Below are 17,470 nucleotides of genomic sequence, written 5' to 3' on the forward strand. Positions count from 1 at the left end.
ACTTGGATTCAATTTATTTTGTCCAAGTGGCTAACTTGTTATTGAAATTTTCGGTTCTTTTTATAACCGTAAGCAAAGTAAATTCCTACACCGATTAAAATCCAGAAGATGAAAGTGATCCAAGAATTGATACTAACCTGAGTCATTAAAATGACACATGAGATGGCGGAAATTATCGGTAACCAAGGATATAGGGGAACTTTAAATTCGCTTTTAGGTACATCATTACGATGTCTCAATTTAATAATTCCTAAGGCTACGAAGACAAAGGAAATCAAGGTTCCGATATTCACCAAGCTAGTTAATTCTTTCAAGGAAACGAAACCACCTAAAAGAATAGCTAGGAGTGAAATAGCATTGAGTGAAAGCATTGGCATTTTAGCCTTGGGATGAATTTTTCCAAATGCTTCGGGAATCATACCGTCACGTCCAAGGGCGTAAATTAGACGAGAACCGCCATAAACGGTGTTGAGCATCATAGTAAACATTCCAGCGAGAGCGCCGATACTGATCAAAAAGGTTACTTTATTCAAGCCGACTTTTTGTAGAGCAAAGACGACAGGATCAGAAACGTTCAAATCTTTATAATTAACCATTCCAGTTAAAACGGCGGATAAAATGACATAAAGAATCGCACAGACAGCTAAAGAACTCATGATACTGATAGGAATATTCTTTTGAGGATTCTTAACTTCTGGTGCCGAGGATGGGATGACATCAAAGCCAAGATAAGCAAAGAAAACTAAAGCTGCTCCCTTGACGACGCCCATACCACCCATTGGGAAGTAGGGATGATAATTAGCTGGTTTGATATAGAATAGACCGATAATAATGAAAGCTAGAACAACTGCAATTTTTACAAAAACCATTACGGTATTCATTCTAGCTGAGGCCAAAACACCACGACGAAGTAATAAGTAGATTAAGACTAGAACGATAACAGCGGGTAGATTAATAAAAGTTCCATTAGAGGGCTCAAATGGGCCTGTAACTGCTTTTGGCAGAGCTACGCCTAATCCTTTGAAGAGACTGACGAAGTAAGCTGAAAAGCCTGACGATACGGCTGACACACCTAAAACATATTCCAAACATAGAGCCCAGCCAATTAACCAACCGGGAAATTGTCCAAAAATAATACTTCCGTATGAATAAGTACTACCAGCAACTGGAAAAGTTGAAGATAATTCCGCAAAACACATTGCTGTCATGACACAGACAATAGCGGACAGAATAAAGGAAATTGTGATACCGGGTCCGGCTGTTTCAGAAGCGACGATTCCGGGTAGGATAAAAATTCCTGTACCGATAATGGCTCCAATTCCCATTGAGATTAGATTTACACGAGTTAGAACCTTTTCAAAATGGGCGTCACCGGCCACAAATTTTTTATAATCTGCTTTTTTAAATACTTTTTCTTTCATATTAACCACCTATTAAAAATACAACCTCATTAGGTTACTGGTTTTTTTAATCCTTTGTCAACAAAAATTCGTGATGGGGATTAATCATTTTAAAAATAAATAAATTTTTTTGATAAATATTCTTGACCTAAAGGTTACTTTAAGTCGTAGTATGAAAACATCGATAAAAAAAATGAGGAAAGTAGGAAACGAATATATGGAAACACCAATTTTAAATACAATTGATCAACCAGCTGATTTAAAGAAGCTGGATTTGGCTCAATTAACACAATTAGCAACTGAAATCCGTCAAGTATTGCTCAACAAAGTTAGCCAAACTGGAGGTCACGTTGGTCCTAATTTGGGCGCAGTTGAATTGACGATTGCTTTTCACACAATTTTTAATTCACCAATTGATAAAGTTGTTTGGGATGTTTCGCACCAATCTTACACCCATAAAATTTTAACAGGGCGTAAACAAGCTTGGCTTGATCCAAAACATTTTGATGATGTTAGTGGTTATACTGCTCCGGAAGAAAGTCCTCATGATTACTTCAATATTGGGCACACTTCAACTTCTATTGCTTTGGCAACCGGTATGGCTTCGGCCCGTGATTTACAAGGTAAGTCAGGCAATGTGATGGCTGTTATTGGGGATGGTTCACTTTCAGGTGGTCTAGCTCTAGAGGGATTGAATATTGCGGCTACTTTGAAATCCAATTTGATTATTTTAGTTAATGATAATGGAATGGCTATCGCCGAAGATCACGGTGGCTTGTATCAAGGTCTCAAAGAATTGAGAGAAACTAATGGTCAAAGTTCACATAACTTATTTAAAGCTATGGGTCTAGATTACCGCTACGTGGCTGATGGGAATGATATGCAGGCGATGTTGGATGCCTTTAAAGCTGTTAAAGATATTGATCATCCAATTGTGTTACATGTCCAAACAGAGAAGGGTCATGGTTATCAACCAGCAATTGACCACAAGGAAGCCTTCCATTGGCATGTACCCTTTGATTTGAAAACTGGTAAGACTTTACATCCTGTTACAGGTGAAACTTATAACGACGTTATACACGCTGGATTAGAAAAAGAAATCACAGAAGATAAAACACCAATTACAGCAATTACGGCCGCTATTCCAGGATCTTATGATTTGAAGAGATTCGGACGTAAACATCCTGATCGTTACTTTGATGTTGGTATCGCTGAACAAGAGTCAATTACTTTCGCAGCTGGACAGGCTCAACAAGGTATGAGACCAATTGTTTTCCATTCAGGTACATTTTTACAAAGAGCGTATGACCAATTGTCTCATGATTTGGGTATTAATAAATTACCTGTAACAATTATGGTATCCGGTGGTAGTATTAATGCAGGAGACCCAACTCATCAAGGTATTTTTGATATTGCAATGTTGAGTAATATTCCTGGCCTAACTTATTTAGCTCCAACAACTAAAGAGGAACTAACTGCCATGATGCACTGGGCTCTTCATCAAAATGTTGGACCAGTTGCTATCAGAGTGCCAAGTAATGATGTTCATTCAGCTGCTTTGAATGATTTTGATATACATAAAATGAATATCTTGCATGCAGGTAAGAAAGTTGCAATTTTGGGACTCGGAAGTTTATTACCATTAGCTGAAGAGGTACAACAACAATTGAGTAAAGAAAATCTTGATGTAACTGTTATTGATCCTCGTGACATCTCTGAACTTGATGGCGCAACTTTGAGTAATTTGGAAAAGGATCACCAATTAGTAGTGACTTTGGAAGAAGCCAGTTTAAGCGGTGGTTTTGGTGAAAAAGTTAGTCGTTTCTATGGTGATACCGATATGCACGTTCTTAATTTTGGAGCCGCTAAACGTTTCAATGATCGTGAAACTACTGCTGGATTATGGCATGAATTTAAATTGACTCCAGAACAAATTGTAGCTGAAATTAAGGCTGCTTTATAAACTTAAAAATTCTGTCTTCCACAAAAATAATTAGCTTCAAGATCAGCCTCATTGTAACCGCAGAGCCGCTAACAATGATTTCACGGCTGACCACATTTTTAATTTTTACTTCAGACTGGTAAACGGTTCTACTTATTAATTTCTTTTTGAATAATAATAAACGGCATCTATTTAGAACAAGAGTATTACATTACTTTTCTAAATGGGTGCCGTTTTAAGTTACTGGCTTAATAGAGAACCGATATTTTTCATAAAAAAATAGTCCTAAAATTAATTAGGACTATCGGTTAAATTAATCAATTATTTTAACTTTGATGCAGCAGCTTCATCAATGATAAGTGTTACATCTGGGTGGTTTTGTAGAGCACTTGCTGGGCAGTCTTCTGTAACAGGACCGTCAACAGTAGCGGCAATAGCATCAGCTTTAGCTTCACCATAAGCTAGAAGGATGATCTTCTTAGCTTTCATGATTGAACCGATACCCATTGAGTAAGCAAAACGTGGAACGTCTTTTTCATCATCGAAGAAACGTGTGTTGACTTCGATTGTTGACTCTGTCAAACCAACTTTTCTAGTTGTACCGTCTAGTGGTGAACCTGGTTCGTTAAAACCAATGTGACCATTTCTACCAATACCTAAGATTTGAAGATCGATAGGATTTTCTTCGATGATCTTATCATAAGCCTTTGTAGCAGCTTCAGCATCAGGATTTGAACCATCGGGAACATATGAATTCTTGAATGGTTTCTTACTAAATAGATGTTCTTTCATGAAATAGTGGTAACTTTGTTCGTTATCAGGTTTCAAGCCAACGTATTCATCCAAGTTAACTGAAGTCATGTTAGAAAAATCAAGGTCACTACTTGTCATTTCATTGTAAAGTGTGATTGGGCTACTACCAGTTGCCAAACCAAGAACCTTAGCACCATTTTTGATATCGGCCTTCATAATTTTAAAGGCTTCTTTACCGCCCATATCTGTATCTTTAACTTTAATAATGTTCATCTTCAAAAATCTCCCATCTCTATTTATCTGGTCTAGTCCAATCTAATGCATTTTCTGTAAATTGTCAATAAAATAAGTTAATTAAATAAAAATAAGTTAAAATCCTGATAATCAATGCAAAATCTTCACACTTTAGGTATATTTTTTAATAAGAGATAAAAACTAAAGAGGCAGAATAATTTGGAAAAAATATTATCTACATCCGAAGGCAGTGTAAATACAAATTTGATTGGATCAATTCACAGTGACAAGATCATTATCTTGGTTCCTGGAATCGATGGATCAATCGATTATTTCAATGAAATGATTCCTTACTTGAAAGATAAATATACCGTTGTTGCGTTAGATTTGCTTGGTCAAGGTAAATCTAGCAAGGTTAAAAGTGATAACTATACAATTGATTCTGAAGCTTGGAACATGTTGGAAGCAATTGCCCGTTTAAAGATTGTTAAACAATTGATCATATTTGGTTACGGTGTTGGTGGATTGATTGCTGTTAATATGGCAGAACTTCGTGGTTTTACTATATCAAAATTAATTCTATTGAATACCCCTGCAACTGATAAATATTCCGATATGGACGCATCGTCTTCTGTAGCGGCTATTCCATTACTTGGGAAATTGGCTAAGTCACCAGTTAAAGCTAGTCTTTACTTTGATAAAAATTTTGACCGTAAGAGTCTGTCTAATCCAAAGATCGTTGACGAAGCTGCCAATATGGTTGATCACAAAGTAGCTAAGAAATTACAAAAGATGTCAGTTGATTACTTGAGTGAGAAATTCTTGAACAAGCGTTTACGTACGATCAAAATTCCAACTTTAGCTATGTATGCGGATGGCGATCAAATTTTAGGCGAAAAAGGTATTAAAGATGCTAAAGCCACAATTGGTCGAGTTCCTGGTTTACAATTAGCTGATATTAAAGGTGCTGGACACTTGGCAATGTTAGAAAAACCTAAAGAAGTCGTTGATAAGATTATTGCCTTTGACGAAGAAAAAGTCGAAAGACAACGAGTTGATATTGAAGAATAAAGTACTCATTACAAACAAGAAAAGAGATACAATCTGTCCAATTGAACAGGTTGTATCTCTTTTTATTTGGAAACCTTAACAGGTTTGATCAAATTACGATGTTTTTGTGAACTGGCGACAGGCACATAACTCTTGTTATCTTTATAGACGAATTGGATAACATCATCGTTGTTATGTAATTTTTTAGCCTCATCGGAAATAATTTTTTGAATAGAAGCAATATAGAGTTGTTGATCACGAGAAGATTTATCATTTTGAACAGCTTCATAAGTTGTCTTGAGATACTTTTGAGTTTGCGTATCTGTCAAAATCACTAGAATAACGGTATGAGGATTCTTACTGTTCTTATCGTTGATATTGTCCTCTTGCTTGATGGTAACAATTTTACCATTACCATTGAATTTCTGATTCAAATCTTTTTTGACCTTAGTATATTTAACCGTAGGTTTATTTTGGATAGTCGTGTTAGAAGTTCTGAGAGTGAAAAAGGAAAGTGCAGCAGCAAAAATCACGACACCAATAAGAGCGATAACGAGGTATTTGATCTTGATGGGTTCACGATAATTTTTATGCATATTAAGACCCCTAATCCTTAGATTAGGGAAATTATAACATATGATATCGGTTTCTGATGTCATGCATACAAGCGAATAAATTGACTTCACAAGGAAGATTTTGAATAATCGCAATGTAAGTAAATAACAAGAAGAAAGTAGGAGAATACTATGTCTTCACACCAAGCTTTATTAGTTATTGATTATACGAACGATTTTGTTGCTGACAAGGGTGCTTTAACTTGTGGCAAACCGGGTCAGGAGATTGAACCTAGAATCTTTGATTTGGCTGAAAAAATGTATCAGGATGGTGATTGGATTTGGTTTCCAACTGACGTTCATAAACCTAATGATATTTATCATCCAGAAACTAAATTATTTCCAATTCATAATGTACGTGGAACTTGGGGCCGTGAATTGTACGGCGGAATTAAGGATTGGTACGATGCACATAACGATGGTGAAAAAGTAAAGCTATTCGATAAGACACGTTATAGCGCCTTCGCAGGAACTGATTTGGACCTACGTTTACGGGAGAGAAAGATTGATACTTTACATTTAGTTGGTGTCTGTACAGATATTTGTGTTTTACACACTGCAGTCGATGCTTATAATTTAAATTATAAAATTGTGGTACACGAACAAGGCGTGGCCTCATTCAATCAGGCCGGTCATGAATGGGCTTTAAATCATTTCAAGAATTGCTTAGGTGCAGAAGTCGCTAAATAGAAAAGAGTGGACTATAACATCTTCAGATTTCAAATATTGAGAAAAATAAGGACAAGTAATCATACTTTGATTACCTGTCCTTATTTGTTTTAAGGTTTAACATCATTTTTAAGTTCTTTTTCAGTTAAATATTCATCTGTTTGACTGCCTAAGAAAAGAGGAACTTTTTCCTCTACGACATCACTAAATTCCAAACCGAACCAAAGGGATGGTGAAATTGTAATGTTTTGTAATAACAATCTTCCACCAATCAAGAGACGATCGAGATTATTCATTTGTTCCTGAGCGCCTAAGTCTTGGAACTGTTGATTCTGAATAATGAATTTGAAAGAACCAACATGACGGTTAGGAACCATTGAATAGTTTGGCGTTTGATCATCAATAATATGTTTCCTGATTAAGGCGTTAATGATTTGTCGAATGTAAATATTAACGTGTTGTGACTTTTTGAAACCAAGGTTCAATTGAATGTTAACAACGTTACGAGTATGCATCATATCAACCGTGTAATTGCATTCATACGGTGCATTGGTTTGGTTAACCGTTATGAACCAATAAACCCGAGCACGTTTGGGTGTTTGATCCAAGATTGAGTAAATGACGGACCGTTTGATTGTGTAATCTTCACCTAATTTAATCATGTAAACAAGATTAGTAGCGTAAGTTGGGATTGAAGAATCTTTACTCAATTTCTCCAGTTGAGGAAGGTAATCGAGTAAAGAAACATTTTCACTTTCAGCTAGGTAAGCATCACGACGTTTATTTCCAAAGTACCAAATAATCATGATGGCTAAAATAGCACAAGTAATAATGACTGTCACATAGCCACCGTGAACGAATTTTATCAAACTAGAAAGCAGGAATAATCCTTCCAAAGCAATGAAGAAAACCATGAAAACATTAGCAAAATGACGATGATTTTTCATAATTAAAAATTGATGTAGTAAAACTGTTGTCATTAACATTGTCAAGGTGATAGCTAGTCCGTAAGCTGATTCCATATGTTCGGAAGAACCAAATCCCCAAACAATACCAATCGTTATAGCGCATAACATCCAATTGATGGTACCAATATAGAGCTGACTTTCAAACTTACCAGGAAATTTTACTTTTAAACGAGGCAGAATTTTCAAACCGATAGCTTCCTGAACTAGAGTAAATGAACCTGTGATTAGAGCTTGCGAGGCAATGATGGCGGCCATTGTAGCTATGATAATGGCAAAAACTTTGAAATCTGCTGGCAACATTTCGTAAAACGGATTGATACCAGAAATATGGTTATAAGCTTTATTTTGATAATTATTAATAATCCAAGCAGCTTGTCCAAAGTAATTTAACATCAACATTGCATATACGTAAGGCCAAGTAGCATAGACGTTATGCTTACCAACTTGTCCCATGTCAGCGTATAGTGCCTCAGCACCAGTAGTTGCCAGGAAGACGCTGCCGAGAATGAAGATGCCAACTTTATTGACCGGACTAAAGAGTACTTTGATTGCATAAATAGGTGACAAAGCCTTTAAAACAGAAAGATCATTAGTCAAATTTAAAAATCCAGCAATACCAATAAAACTAAACCAAATAAACATGATGGGGCCAAATGATCGTCCAATTCGATCTGTTCCGGATTCTTGAATGATAAAGATAGTTAATAATATCACTGTAACAATAATTAAAACCGATGATTGTTTACTAGAGAATACGATATTACCAAACTGTTGACCTTTGATACCTTCAATCGCTGAAGTTACGGTAACAGCTGGAGTTAAGGTTCCGTCCGCTAGAAGAGCGGAGCCACCAATTAGGGCTGGTATGATTAACCATTTTCCCTTAGTACGAACTAAGGCGTAAAGAGCAAAGATCCCACCTTCTTCATTGTTATCAGCCTTCATAGCAATTAAAACGTATTTGATAGTGGTAATGAGCATAAGTGTCCAAAAAATTAATGAGACACTGCCTAAAATATATTCAGGTTTAGCATCTGCCATAGTACCGGCATCGTTTATGATTGAGTTCATAACATAAAGAGGTGAGGTGCCAATATCGCCGTAGACGATACCAAGGGTAATCAACATGCCCAATAAGGAAAATGATGACTTTCTCTTCTCCATAGTTATTGCTCCTTTTTAAAATGAATATTTTTATATTTATAAACTATTCATTCGCTAATATACCCCCATTATAATTATAATTGTTAGAATAATAATTATAAATTTTAACGCTTATTAATAAATGTAAATTGGTATACATGAAATAAATATAGTAATATAATACTCAAAGTAATATAATACTCAAAAAATAGAGAGGGAACTACTAAATAAAAGGAATGTGATAATTATGACACTTGATTTTATGGTTTTAGCAATCATGTTGGTTTGGATAATGGTTCCCGGAATTGCGGTGTTTTACAGTGGCTTTGTACCGGAAAAAGATGTTAATCGGATTCTTTTTAACAGTTTTTTAATGTTTGGTATAGCTGGATTATTATGGGTGGCAATTGGATTCTCAGCTTCCTTTGAAGGCAATTTCTTAGGTATTATTGGTAACTTTAAACATCTTTTCTTATCAGGTATAGACTTATCGTCTACCTTTGGAACTACAGGTTTACCAACTTCAGTTTATTTACTCTTTCAGATGATGTTCGCGATTCTAACACCGGCGCTTTTCCTTGGTGCTGTAGCAAGCAGAGCTCGGATTAAATTCATTGTTTTGTTCGTTATTTGTTGGTCACTGTTGATTTACTATCCATTGGCTCATATTGTTTGGTCACCTAGTGGTTTCTTAGCTCAATTAGGGGTTTTGGATTTTGCTGGTGGAACAGTCATTCATATTGATGCCGGAATTACAGCAATGATTTTAGCCATTATGTTACGTGAGCCTTATAAATATAACAATGAGCATGCAAAAGGTAATACAATGTGGATCTTGATGGGAACAGTTCTACTATGGATCGGTTGGTATGGATTCAATGCTGGTAGTGCTTTGCAATTGAATAATCAAGCACTCAATGCTTTCTTTACAACAACAATAGCTGCCTGTTCAGCACTAATAATGTGGATTATTCTGGAAGATAAATATAAATCTCATGTGACTGTTAATGGAATTTGTACTGGTAGTATTTGTGGTTTAGTTGGTGTTACGCCGGGAACTGGTTACGTAACTATTTGGGGAGCTTTTATCATTGGAATTATTTCCGCAATTGGTAGTTTTTACTTTATGAATTATCTAAAATACAAATTACATTTAAATGATTATCTAGATATCTTTGGATGTCATGGTGTTAGCGGTATTATTGGTTCCATCGCAGTAGGATTGTTTGCTACTAGATCGGTTAACCATAACGTTATAACTAATGGCCTATTTTATGGCGGTGGTATTAAAATATTGAGCATTCAAATTTTAGGCGCCGTTTTTACCATTATCTTCGTATCAATTATGGCAATAATCATCATCGTGACTTTGAAGAAATTATTTAAAAATAATATTGGAATTAAAAGAACTATTAATAACTAATAACTAAAAAATACGTGTTGAAGAGAACTAAGAAGTTCAATTCAACACGTATTTTTATTTGTGAGGGTGTCTAGTAGAACGATTTTCTTGTGCTTGTTTCTCTGCCTTTAGGGATTGAATTTCATTTTCAATTTCGCTTAGAACTTCAATCTGCATTTTTTGAATATCCAAAATATGGGGCCATTGAACTTCGTTAAGCTGATCCATTTTCTTATGAAGTATCCGAATTTCCATTTCTGATTTGGTATTAGTACGATAATCATTTTCAGAATCGAAACGATCACGATCGGCTTGTCTGTTCTGACTCATCATGATGATAGGAGCTTGTATAGCAGCCACACAGCTTAAAAATAAGTTCAGTAGTATAAATGGATAGGGATCAAAATTAACGCCAAAGAGATGCACTATATTGATTGTCATCCAAAGGATGATAATTATTGAGAAGGTAATAATGAATTGCCAACTACCACCGAATTTAGCAACTGCATCGGCCATTTTTTGACCACGAGTCCTTTTTCCGTAAACGGTATCGTTGATATTCTTGATAACATAAGTATCTTTTTCAAGTTCTTTTTGGAGTTGATCGGACATTTGATGATCTATCTTCAGATCTTGATCAATAGTGGTTTGCATTCTATCAATACGTAATTTTTGCAAATCTTTCAGGCAGATGAAGGAGGATTCCTTCGCGTATTTATTAGTTTGTATTACTTGTTCCTTTAAGAGGTCACTTAAATCTCTCAAAAATAATCCTTCCGTAATTGTGAAACGATTGCCACAGATAGCACATATTTGATTCTTCTTGATTGCCATAATCTACACATCCCTTGGAGTTATTCACGGTCAGTATATTATTCGCTTAGGTGCAAAGCAAAAAAAATAAGCTGGATTCCTTTTAGAATCAGCTTATTTATATCTATAATTATTGTCCTTAGCAATATAGTGGAAACGAGTTCCACAGGTCAAATTCCTGCGTTTTGCCTGACTTCGTAAACTCAGAATCTAATCGGCTTGTTCCACTCTCTTACTAGATAGTTCCTTTTCTAATTGCTGTCTTCAATCCGGCTATTTCCATGATTCCTCTATCTGCTGATAGGTGTTTCAATAATGATGCAATTGAACCCTTAAATTTGAAGTTCTTGCCTGTTATTTCGGCAATACCATGATTTTGACCTAATGAAGCTACGGTACCCATTGATTTGTAAACGAATGGTTTCAAATCTTTACCGTTTAAAGCTGCAGCAATATTAAAAGCTGCTCCGGCTCCTTCAGCTGTGGCTAATTGTCCTGTTGTTGGATATGGACGTTTTTCACCTTTAGGGATAATAGCAGAATCGTCACCGATAAAGTATGCTTCTGGATGTGCTTCTAGGTTGAGGAATTCAGTTGTCATAACACGGTTTCTTCTAGCCTCAATGCCTGAATTTGTGATAACGTCACTACCACTAACACCGACTGTCCAAAGAATTGTACTTCCTTCAACACTCTTTTCTGTGTCACCATCCATATAGATAACAGCTTGCTTTTCAATCTTCTTGATTTTTGCACCAGTCAAGAGTTTGATACCATTTTTGTCTAGATATTCAACGGCGTAACTAGCAAGATTCTCATCGAACATTGGTAGGATTCTTGTTGCCATTTCTAGACATGTTACTTTGATTTCTGGTACGTCATATTTGGCTTTAAGAATTTTTACTGTATCAACTAATTCACCAAGAATCTCTACTCCAGTAAAACCGGCACCGCAGACGATGATACTGAGGTCTTTAGGATCTTGTGATTCTTTATAATTAGCAATATTTTTATTAATTGTCTTATAAATGTTTTGTGCTGATTCCAAATCTTGAAGGATCAAGGCATTTTCACTAGCACCTTCAAGTCCGAAGTCTTCTGAACGGAATCCTAAGGAAACTACGATATAGTCATAAGTAATGTCCTCGTGGTCTGAGAACTCAACCGTCTTATTGTCTAAGTCAAGCTTAGAAACAGTTGCCTTGATGAAGTTAACATTTGAAGGTAGAACCGAACGAATATCAAAACTAATTGCATCAGCACGATTAGTGCCGGCTGCGATAGTATGCAAAGCAGTTTTTTCTACATGCTTGTCATTTTTATCGATTAAATCAATTTGTGTTCCTGCTGGAGTGCTTTTGGCCAAATCACGTGCAGCTCTTAAGCCACCGTAACCAGCTCCTAGTACTAAAATGTGTGCCATAATTAACCTTCTCCTTCTATTTCGAAATTAAATGTTTACGTTATCATTATATCTCGTACATTGATTTAGTGGTAACTATAAGGTTAGAGAGGATTCTTACTAATAGAGTGTTTAAGGAAAAATGGTGAGATGATCGTGATTAAGATAACGCTGATGATTACAGCGGAATAATATTCTTCCGATAGCAACTTGGCACTAAATCCTATTTGACCAATAATTAGAGCCATTTCACCGCGGGAGATCATCCCAGAACCAATGACGTAAGAATCTTTCAAATCAAATCCTGACAATTTGGCACCAAAGCCGGCTCCGAATAATTTTCCAATGACACCTGTAATGGTGAAGAATACGATCAACCAGAAATCTTTAAGGAAACTACTAAATTCAAGATTGAGACCAATACTAATAAAGAAAACAGGAATAAAAATACTGTAACCTATGGCTTCAATATTACTTCCAATTTTTTCTTTGTAGTACTTTGAATTAGAAACGGCAATTCCGGCCACGAAAGCTCCTAAAACAGCATCCAATTGAACCTTGTCAGCAATATAGGCCATTACAAAACAAATTACTAACGCAAAAATAGTTGGTGCTTGGGTGGCCTCAATGTAATCCGCTAAGTGAATTATTTGAGGTATGACCCATTTGTGCAAAACAACAATTAAAACACCAAAGAGGACCCAAAGTCCTAGCAGCATTAAGATTTTTTGCATAGAGAAAGCGCCAGTTAAAGTTCCTGACATAACACTCAGAATAGAAATAGCTAAGATGTCATCAACGACTGCAGCACCTAAAATAACGGTTCCCGAAGCACTAGATAAGTAGTTGAGACTCTTGAGTACTTCAACTGAGATTGAAACTGATGTTGCCGCGAAGACAACGGAAATAAAAATACTTTCCTTAAAGTTAATACCAAAGATTAGTGAAGTTATTAAAGTCAAAGCTACTGGCAAGATAACGCCAAAAATGGCTACCGTAATACTGGGTACAAGATGTTTTTTTAGTAATTTTAAATTACTCTCCAAACCAGCCAAAAACATTAATAAAATAACACCAATTTCGGCAAATAAATTAACATCGTTATCAGCTTTAACGACGTTTAAAACACCCTTACCTAAAATAACGCCCAAAATTAATTGCCCGATAACAGCAGGTAAGTTCAGACGATTGAAAATGTGGCTAACAACTAATGTGAGAAATAACATCAATGCGAGCAGAGTTATGAATTCCATATCGACCTCTATTCTTTTTTGACGCCATTGATAAAAATATTGATAACAGTATTCAAGTTAGCAATATTACGCTTCCTTTTGGCATCGTTATATTCAATGTAAGGCAGTAACATTGTTAGAAAAGTTCCAACTTGAACGGGAATGGCTAAGTCAGAACGTAGTTCGCTTTTATGTGATTGGAAAATGTTGAATAACACCTTATAGTAACCGCCATCCCAGTTATTATTGATGCTTGTTCGTTCCTCAACGGTAAAGAAATTTTCAATATCATTTCGCATAATGAAATAATTGACTCTAAAATTCTCTATCATATATTTTGACATATGAAGTAACAAATCTTCAAATGGCAAGTCTTTTTGTTGACTATACTCCTCAAGTAAATTCTTACTAAAATTGTTGACTGAGTACTCAATGGCTTTGATATAGAGTACTTTTTTGTTTTTGTAATAGTGATACATGTTTGGTTGAGTAATATTTAATTCCTGAGCGATCTTACGCGTAGATGTGGCTTGATATCCTTGTGAAAGGAACATTTTGGCAGCGACTTGTAAAATAGCATTCTTAGTATTCTCAGCTTGTTGATCCCGTACATTCATTTTTATAACCCATCCCTTAATCTATTCGTCTAACATTATATCTTAATATTTGTCGCTTATCATGTGATGACAGTTGAACTATTTTTTGTAATAAAAAATGCCAGAACCACACAAGATTCTGACATTGAGTTATTATTTTTTATCTTTAACAATATAGATAGGGCGCTTTTTGACTTCGAGAAAAATTTTGCCGATATATTCACCAAGAATACCGATACTTAGCAGTTGTATTCCACCGATAAGAAGAACGATGGAAACAATTGAGGCCCAACCATTTACGCTGCTAAGAGGATTGATGATTTTTCGGATAATAATAGCGATGATGGCTAGAATTGAAGTGATTGAAAAGATAGTTCCCATCCAAGTAGCAAACATCAAAGGACCTTCAGAGAAATCAACAATACCAGTAATAGCGTACTTGAATAGTTTCCAAAAATTCCAAGAAGTGTTACCGGCTACACGTTCACGGTTCTTATAAGGTAGATACTTAGTTTTAAAACCAACCCAACTGAAAATACCCTTAGAGAAACGGTTGTATTCAGTCATTGATTTGATGGCTTCAACCATTTGCCGAGTCATCAAACGATAATCTCTAGCGCCAGGAATAATTTTAGTTTGAGACATTTTATTGATGAGCTTGTAAAAACTATTGGAGAAGAAGGAGATAATCTTATTTTCTCCTTCACGATCCATTCTGGCAGTACCAACGCAATCGTATTCTTTCTCTTCTAGGAGATCGAACATTTCAGGTAACATTTCTGGTGGATCCTGTAAATCGACATCCATAACGGCGACATATTCACCAGTTACTTCATTAAGACCAGCATAAAGGGCAGCTTCCTTACCGAAGTTTCTGGAGAAGGAGATGAAATGAACTTCGTCACTGTGGTCCTGTTGTAGGTCTTTCAAAATAGAGTAGGTTTTATCTTTAGAACCGTCATCGATAAACCAATATTCGAATTTGAATTTGTTAGTCTGATCCTTGATTTTTGTCATTGCGTCATAATAAATATTAATAGATTCTTGTTCGTTAAAACACGGAACAATAATAGATATAGTTTTCATAATGTTTTTTCCACTTTCACCAGATTATAAAAGATATGTGATCATAACAAAAAGATCAAATCCATTTAGTATGAATTTGGTCTTTTCACAATTAAACGGAGAGATTGTGTCTATATCACACATTCATACTGTAGTTACAGTCCCCCAAAAAATATTAAACTTTTAATGATTCAGGTAATGATAAAGTACCGTTACTTGCGGTGTTGATCACACTGACACTGATATCACGGTTGGTCTTACTTTCGATAGCATGTAAATCATCCTCAGTTTGAACGAATAGTTCGATGATATCCTTTTGTTCGTCTAGCAACTTGATTACATCGTCGATCCTCTTGGCGACGTTTTGAAGAAGTGGAACAGTGTTTTTACTGTCAATTTCGTTAACACTAACAACTAGTTGATATAAGAGATCGGAATGGTTACCGACGAAAACAGCATTCTCTGTGTTTGGTTCAACACTCTTTAACCACCAAGTGATCAATTCTGATTTTTCGTTGAAATCATGTTCTAGTAAACCATTTTTATCAAATAATTGGTAACTAACAGGCTTGTTCTTTTCAAAGATAACTGTAAGAACAATTGAACCATCAGTGCGGTAGAAGTTTTGTTCTGACAATTCTTTATTCTTATTAAAACTTTGTGTTGAAGACAATTGGCCTTGAGTATTATAAATATTGGTTTTTACAACTTGATCATTCTTGTAGTAATTAATACGATCAATGATTTCCTTGTCAAAGTATTCCGCAGTCATCAATAGATTTTGTTTCTTGTCATAGATGAAAACATCTTGAGTTTCGACATCGGTTCTAGTTACCCAATCGCTACTATCGGGGATTGCCACGCGTTTGCCATCAGGATTATCACTCTTTTGTAATTGATCAAATAAGTTCACAACGTTTGGAATGGCAATGTGTTGATCTTTGGCTTTCTTATCAATAATTTCATGAACATGATTGTTGTAGAAAGTTGATACAACAGTAACGGGTTTTTGTAATTTAGATTCGAGATAATTGACCATACCGAATAAATCATTTTTTGCAGTATCAGAATCAAAATCGTCAGCCGTTACGTAATATTCTTTGTCTTTATCCAAATAGACATCACGTACTAGATATGCTGAATGGAAAACATCTTTGATATATTTACTCAAGTAGTCGATATTACCGTTAACATCGGCTAGTTCATCATCGATCTTCTTGTGTTCCTCATCAAGGCTTTGAATATGACGTTCCAAGCCAGCAATAGTCTCAATACGGTAATTGTGATCGTTCTTCATTTGATCATCAATATTACGAGCCTTTTGTTGTAAGTTGACGATTTCTTTATTAATGTCACCGATTTGGTTATTCAAGTCAGCAGCTTTACTATTTAGGTTAGCAATATCTTCTTGGGCAGAATTAATCTGTTCCTTGAGTTTCTTACGTTCAGCATAAAGAGTATCGATTGATTCTTTTTGCTTTTCCATGAGGACCATCATCTTTTGAAGATCTTTTTCTTCTTTGATGGAAGTAGACATGTCAGTTTCAGATTGTTCATTTTTTGCAAGATTTGTTTGAAGCGTTTCCAAACTTGCTGTCTTTGTGTTAATCTCGGTGTTAAGGTCATTTAACTGTTCTTGTAATTCACTGAGTTTTTGTTCTTGTTCTTTACGGTCAGCGTTCACAACGGCTAAATGTTCTTTAGCAGCGTCATCGTTTTGAGCTTTAGTATCAGCCAATTTTTCGGTTGATTCTTTTTCATCACGTTTTAAAGTTTTAAGATAATTGTCTAGGGTTTCTTTCTTAGCTTCAAAATCATCTTTTTCAGAGAAAAGGTTCGTCTTTAAATCATTTCTTAATTGAGCATATTGATGTGATAAATCATTCATTTGCTCTTCGATATTTACGCGCTTGTCATGAACTGACATAGGAAGTTGTTCCTCTTTTTGTTCATTTTCCTTAGCAACCTCAGTCGACTGATTGTCAGTAGATGCTTGAGATTGAGCGGAATTTTGGTCGCTTTTAGGAGAATCTGGAACCGTTTTATCGGCCTCTGGTTTCTCATCAATCTTGCGTAGCATGTCTAAAAATTTCACGAATCAATTCCCCCATAAAAAGACTTATAATAGTTACTAAAGAGTAGCATTTTTTTATATCGGTGTAAAGTTTGATATAAAGCTATTTGTAG

14 protein-coding genes are annotated in these 17,470 nt (G+C 35.5%); 4 read left to right on the forward strand and 10 right to left on the reverse strand.

Annotated features, from left to right (window positions below; translation table 11 throughout):
• Nucleotides 1-38: 38 nt before the first annotated feature.
• Entirely contained in the window at nucleotides 39-1,421 is a 1,383-nt protein-coding gene (locus FD33_RS06540) for an amino acid permease (protein ID WP_056955853.1), read from the reverse strand.
• A 196-nt stretch (nucleotides 1,422-1,617) separates the two neighbouring features.
• On the opposite strand from FD33_RS06540, the gene FD33_RS06545 reads away from it, so the two are divergent.
• The gene (locus FD33_RS06545; RefSeq protein ID WP_056955854.1) at nucleotides 1,618-3,363 is read left to right on the forward strand and encodes a 1-deoxy-D-xylulose-5-phosphate synthase; all 1,746 of its coding nucleotides are present in this window, start codon (nucleotides 1,618-1,620) and stop codon (nucleotides 3,361-3,363) included.
• A 300-nt stretch (nucleotides 3,364-3,663) separates the two neighbouring features.
• On the opposite strand, the gene FD33_RS06550 is transcribed toward FD33_RS06545, so the two are convergent.
• The gene (locus tag FD33_RS06550; protein WP_056955855.1) at nucleotides 3,664-4,368 is read right to left on the reverse strand and encodes a glucosamine-6-phosphate deaminase; all 705 of its coding nucleotides are present in this window, start codon (nucleotides 4,366-4,368) and stop codon (nucleotides 3,664-3,666) included.
• A 180-nt stretch (nucleotides 4,369-4,548) separates the two neighbouring features.
• On the opposite strand from FD33_RS06550, the gene FD33_RS06555 reads away from it, so the two are divergent.
• Nucleotides 4,549-5,400 (forward strand): alpha/beta fold hydrolase, encoded by an 852-nt coding sequence (locus FD33_RS06555; RefSeq protein ID WP_025086040.1) that lies wholly within the window; start codon nucleotides 4,549-4,551, stop codon nucleotides 5,398-5,400.
• A 62-nt stretch (nucleotides 5,401-5,462) separates the two neighbouring features.
• On the opposite strand, the gene FD33_RS06560 is transcribed toward FD33_RS06555, so the two are convergent.
• Nucleotides 5,463-5,975 (reverse strand): hypothetical protein, encoded by a 513-nt coding sequence (locus FD33_RS06560; protein ID WP_025086039.1) that lies wholly within the window; start codon nucleotides 5,973-5,975, stop codon nucleotides 5,463-5,465.
• 150 nt (nucleotides 5,976-6,125) lie between these two features.
• On the opposite strand from FD33_RS06560, the gene FD33_RS06565 reads away from it, so the two are divergent.
• Nucleotides 6,126-6,683 carry a cysteine hydrolase family protein gene (locus FD33_RS06565; protein WP_025086038.1) on the forward strand — a complete coding sequence of 186 codons (558 nt, stop codon included), beginning with the start codon at nucleotides 6,126-6,128 and terminating at the stop codon, nucleotides 6,681-6,683.
• A gap of 89 nt (nucleotides 6,684-6,772) precedes the next feature.
• Here FD33_RS06565 and FD33_RS06570 read toward each other — a convergent pair whose 3' ends face one another.
• Entirely contained in the window at nucleotides 6,773-8,794 is a 2,022-nt protein-coding gene (locus FD33_RS06570) for a KUP/HAK/KT family potassium transporter (protein WP_025086037.1), read from the reverse strand.
• Nucleotides 8,795-9,020: 226 nt separating this feature from the next.
• Between FD33_RS06570 and FD33_RS06575 the strand changes: the two genes are divergently transcribed.
• Nucleotides 9,021-10,196, forward strand: a complete 1,176-nt coding sequence (locus FD33_RS06575) for an ammonium transporter (RefSeq protein WP_025086265.1) — start codon at nucleotides 9,021-9,023, stop codon at nucleotides 10,194-10,196.
• A gap of 54 nt (nucleotides 10,197-10,250) precedes the next feature.
• On the opposite strand, the gene FD33_RS06580 is transcribed toward FD33_RS06575, so the two are convergent.
• From FD33_RS06580 to FD33_RS06605, 6 genes are all read right to left on the reverse strand, one after another.
• Nucleotides 10,251-11,009 (reverse strand): DUF1003 domain-containing protein, encoded by a 759-nt coding sequence (locus FD33_RS06580; RefSeq protein WP_025086264.1) that lies wholly within the window; start codon nucleotides 11,007-11,009, stop codon nucleotides 10,251-10,253.
• A gap of 214 nt (nucleotides 11,010-11,223) precedes the next feature.
• Nucleotides 11,224-12,411 carry an NAD(P)/FAD-dependent oxidoreductase gene (locus tag FD33_RS06585; RefSeq protein WP_025086263.1) on the reverse strand — a complete coding sequence of 396 codons (1,188 nt, stop codon included), beginning with the start codon at nucleotides 12,409-12,411 and terminating at the stop codon, nucleotides 11,224-11,226.
• An 83-nt stretch (nucleotides 12,412-12,494) separates the two neighbouring features.
• Nucleotides 12,495-13,643: a cation:proton antiporter gene (locus FD33_RS06590; RefSeq protein WP_025086262.1), complete on the reverse strand. Its 1,149-nt coding sequence runs from the start codon at nucleotides 13,641-13,643 to the stop codon at nucleotides 12,495-12,497.
• An 8-nt stretch (nucleotides 13,644-13,651) separates the two neighbouring features.
• A complete protein-coding gene (locus FD33_RS06595) occupies nucleotides 13,652-14,239 on the reverse strand; it encodes a TetR/AcrR family transcriptional regulator (protein ID WP_056955856.1) in 588 nt (195 codons plus the stop codon).
• A gap of 132 nt (nucleotides 14,240-14,371) precedes the next feature.
• Entirely contained in the window at nucleotides 14,372-15,304 is a 933-nt protein-coding gene (locus FD33_RS06600) for a glycosyltransferase family 2 protein (protein WP_025085519.1), read from the reverse strand.
• A gap of 154 nt (nucleotides 15,305-15,458) precedes the next feature.
• Nucleotides 15,459-17,378: a coiled-coil domain-containing protein gene (locus tag FD33_RS06605; RefSeq protein WP_025085520.1), complete on the reverse strand. Its 1,920-nt coding sequence runs from the start codon at nucleotides 17,376-17,378 to the stop codon at nucleotides 15,459-15,461.
• Nucleotides 17,379-17,470: the final 92 nt, after the last annotated feature.

The sequence above is a fragment of the Companilactobacillus paralimentarius DSM 13238 = JCM 10415 genome, from assembly GCF_001434985.1.
Classification (GTDB): Bacteria; Bacillota; Bacilli; order Lactobacillales; family Lactobacillaceae; genus Companilactobacillus; species Companilactobacillus paralimentarius.

Excerpts from the sequence above, each read along its gene's own strand:
- FD33_RS06540 (WP_056955853.1), bottom strand. The coding sequence starts at position 1,421 with ATGAAAGAAAAAGTATTTAAAAAAGCAGATTATAAAAAATTTGTGGCC.
- FD33_RS06545 (WP_056955854.1), top strand. The coding sequence starts at position 1,618 with ATGGAAACACCAATTTTAAATACAATTGATCAACCAGCTGATTTAAAG.
- FD33_RS06550 (WP_056955855.1), bottom strand. The coding sequence starts at position 4,368 with ATGAACATTATTAAAGTTAAAGATACAGATATGGGCGGTAAAGAAGCC.
- FD33_RS06560 (WP_025086039.1), bottom strand. The coding sequence starts at position 5,975 with ATGCATAAAAATTATCGTGAACCCATCAAGATCAAATACCTCGTTATC.
- FD33_RS06565 (WP_025086038.1), top strand. The coding sequence starts at position 6,126 with ATGTCTTCACACCAAGCTTTATTAGTTATTGATTATACGAACGATTTT.
- FD33_RS06570 (WP_025086037.1), bottom strand. The coding sequence starts at position 8,794 with ATGGAGAAGAGAAAGTCATCATTTTCCTTATTGGGCATGTTGATTACC.
- FD33_RS06575 (WP_025086265.1), top strand. The coding sequence starts at position 9,021 with ATGACACTTGATTTTATGGTTTTAGCAATCATGTTGGTTTGGATAATG.
- FD33_RS06580 (WP_025086264.1), bottom strand. The coding sequence starts at position 11,009 with ATGGCAATCAAGAAGAATCAAATATGTGCTATCTGTGGCAATCGTTTC.
- FD33_RS06585 (WP_025086263.1), bottom strand. The coding sequence starts at position 12,411 with ATGGCACACATTTTAGTACTAGGAGCTGGTTACGGTGGCTTAAGAGCT.
- FD33_RS06590 (WP_025086262.1), bottom strand. The coding sequence starts at position 13,643 with ATGGAATTCATAACTCTGCTCGCATTGATGTTATTTCTCACATTAGTT.
- FD33_RS06595 (WP_056955856.1), bottom strand. The coding sequence starts at position 14,239 with ATGAATGTACGGGATCAACAAGCTGAGAATACTAAGAATGCTATTTTA.
- FD33_RS06600 (WP_025085519.1), bottom strand. The coding sequence starts at position 15,304 with ATGAAAACTATATCTATTATTGTTCCGTGTTTTAACGAACAAGAATCT.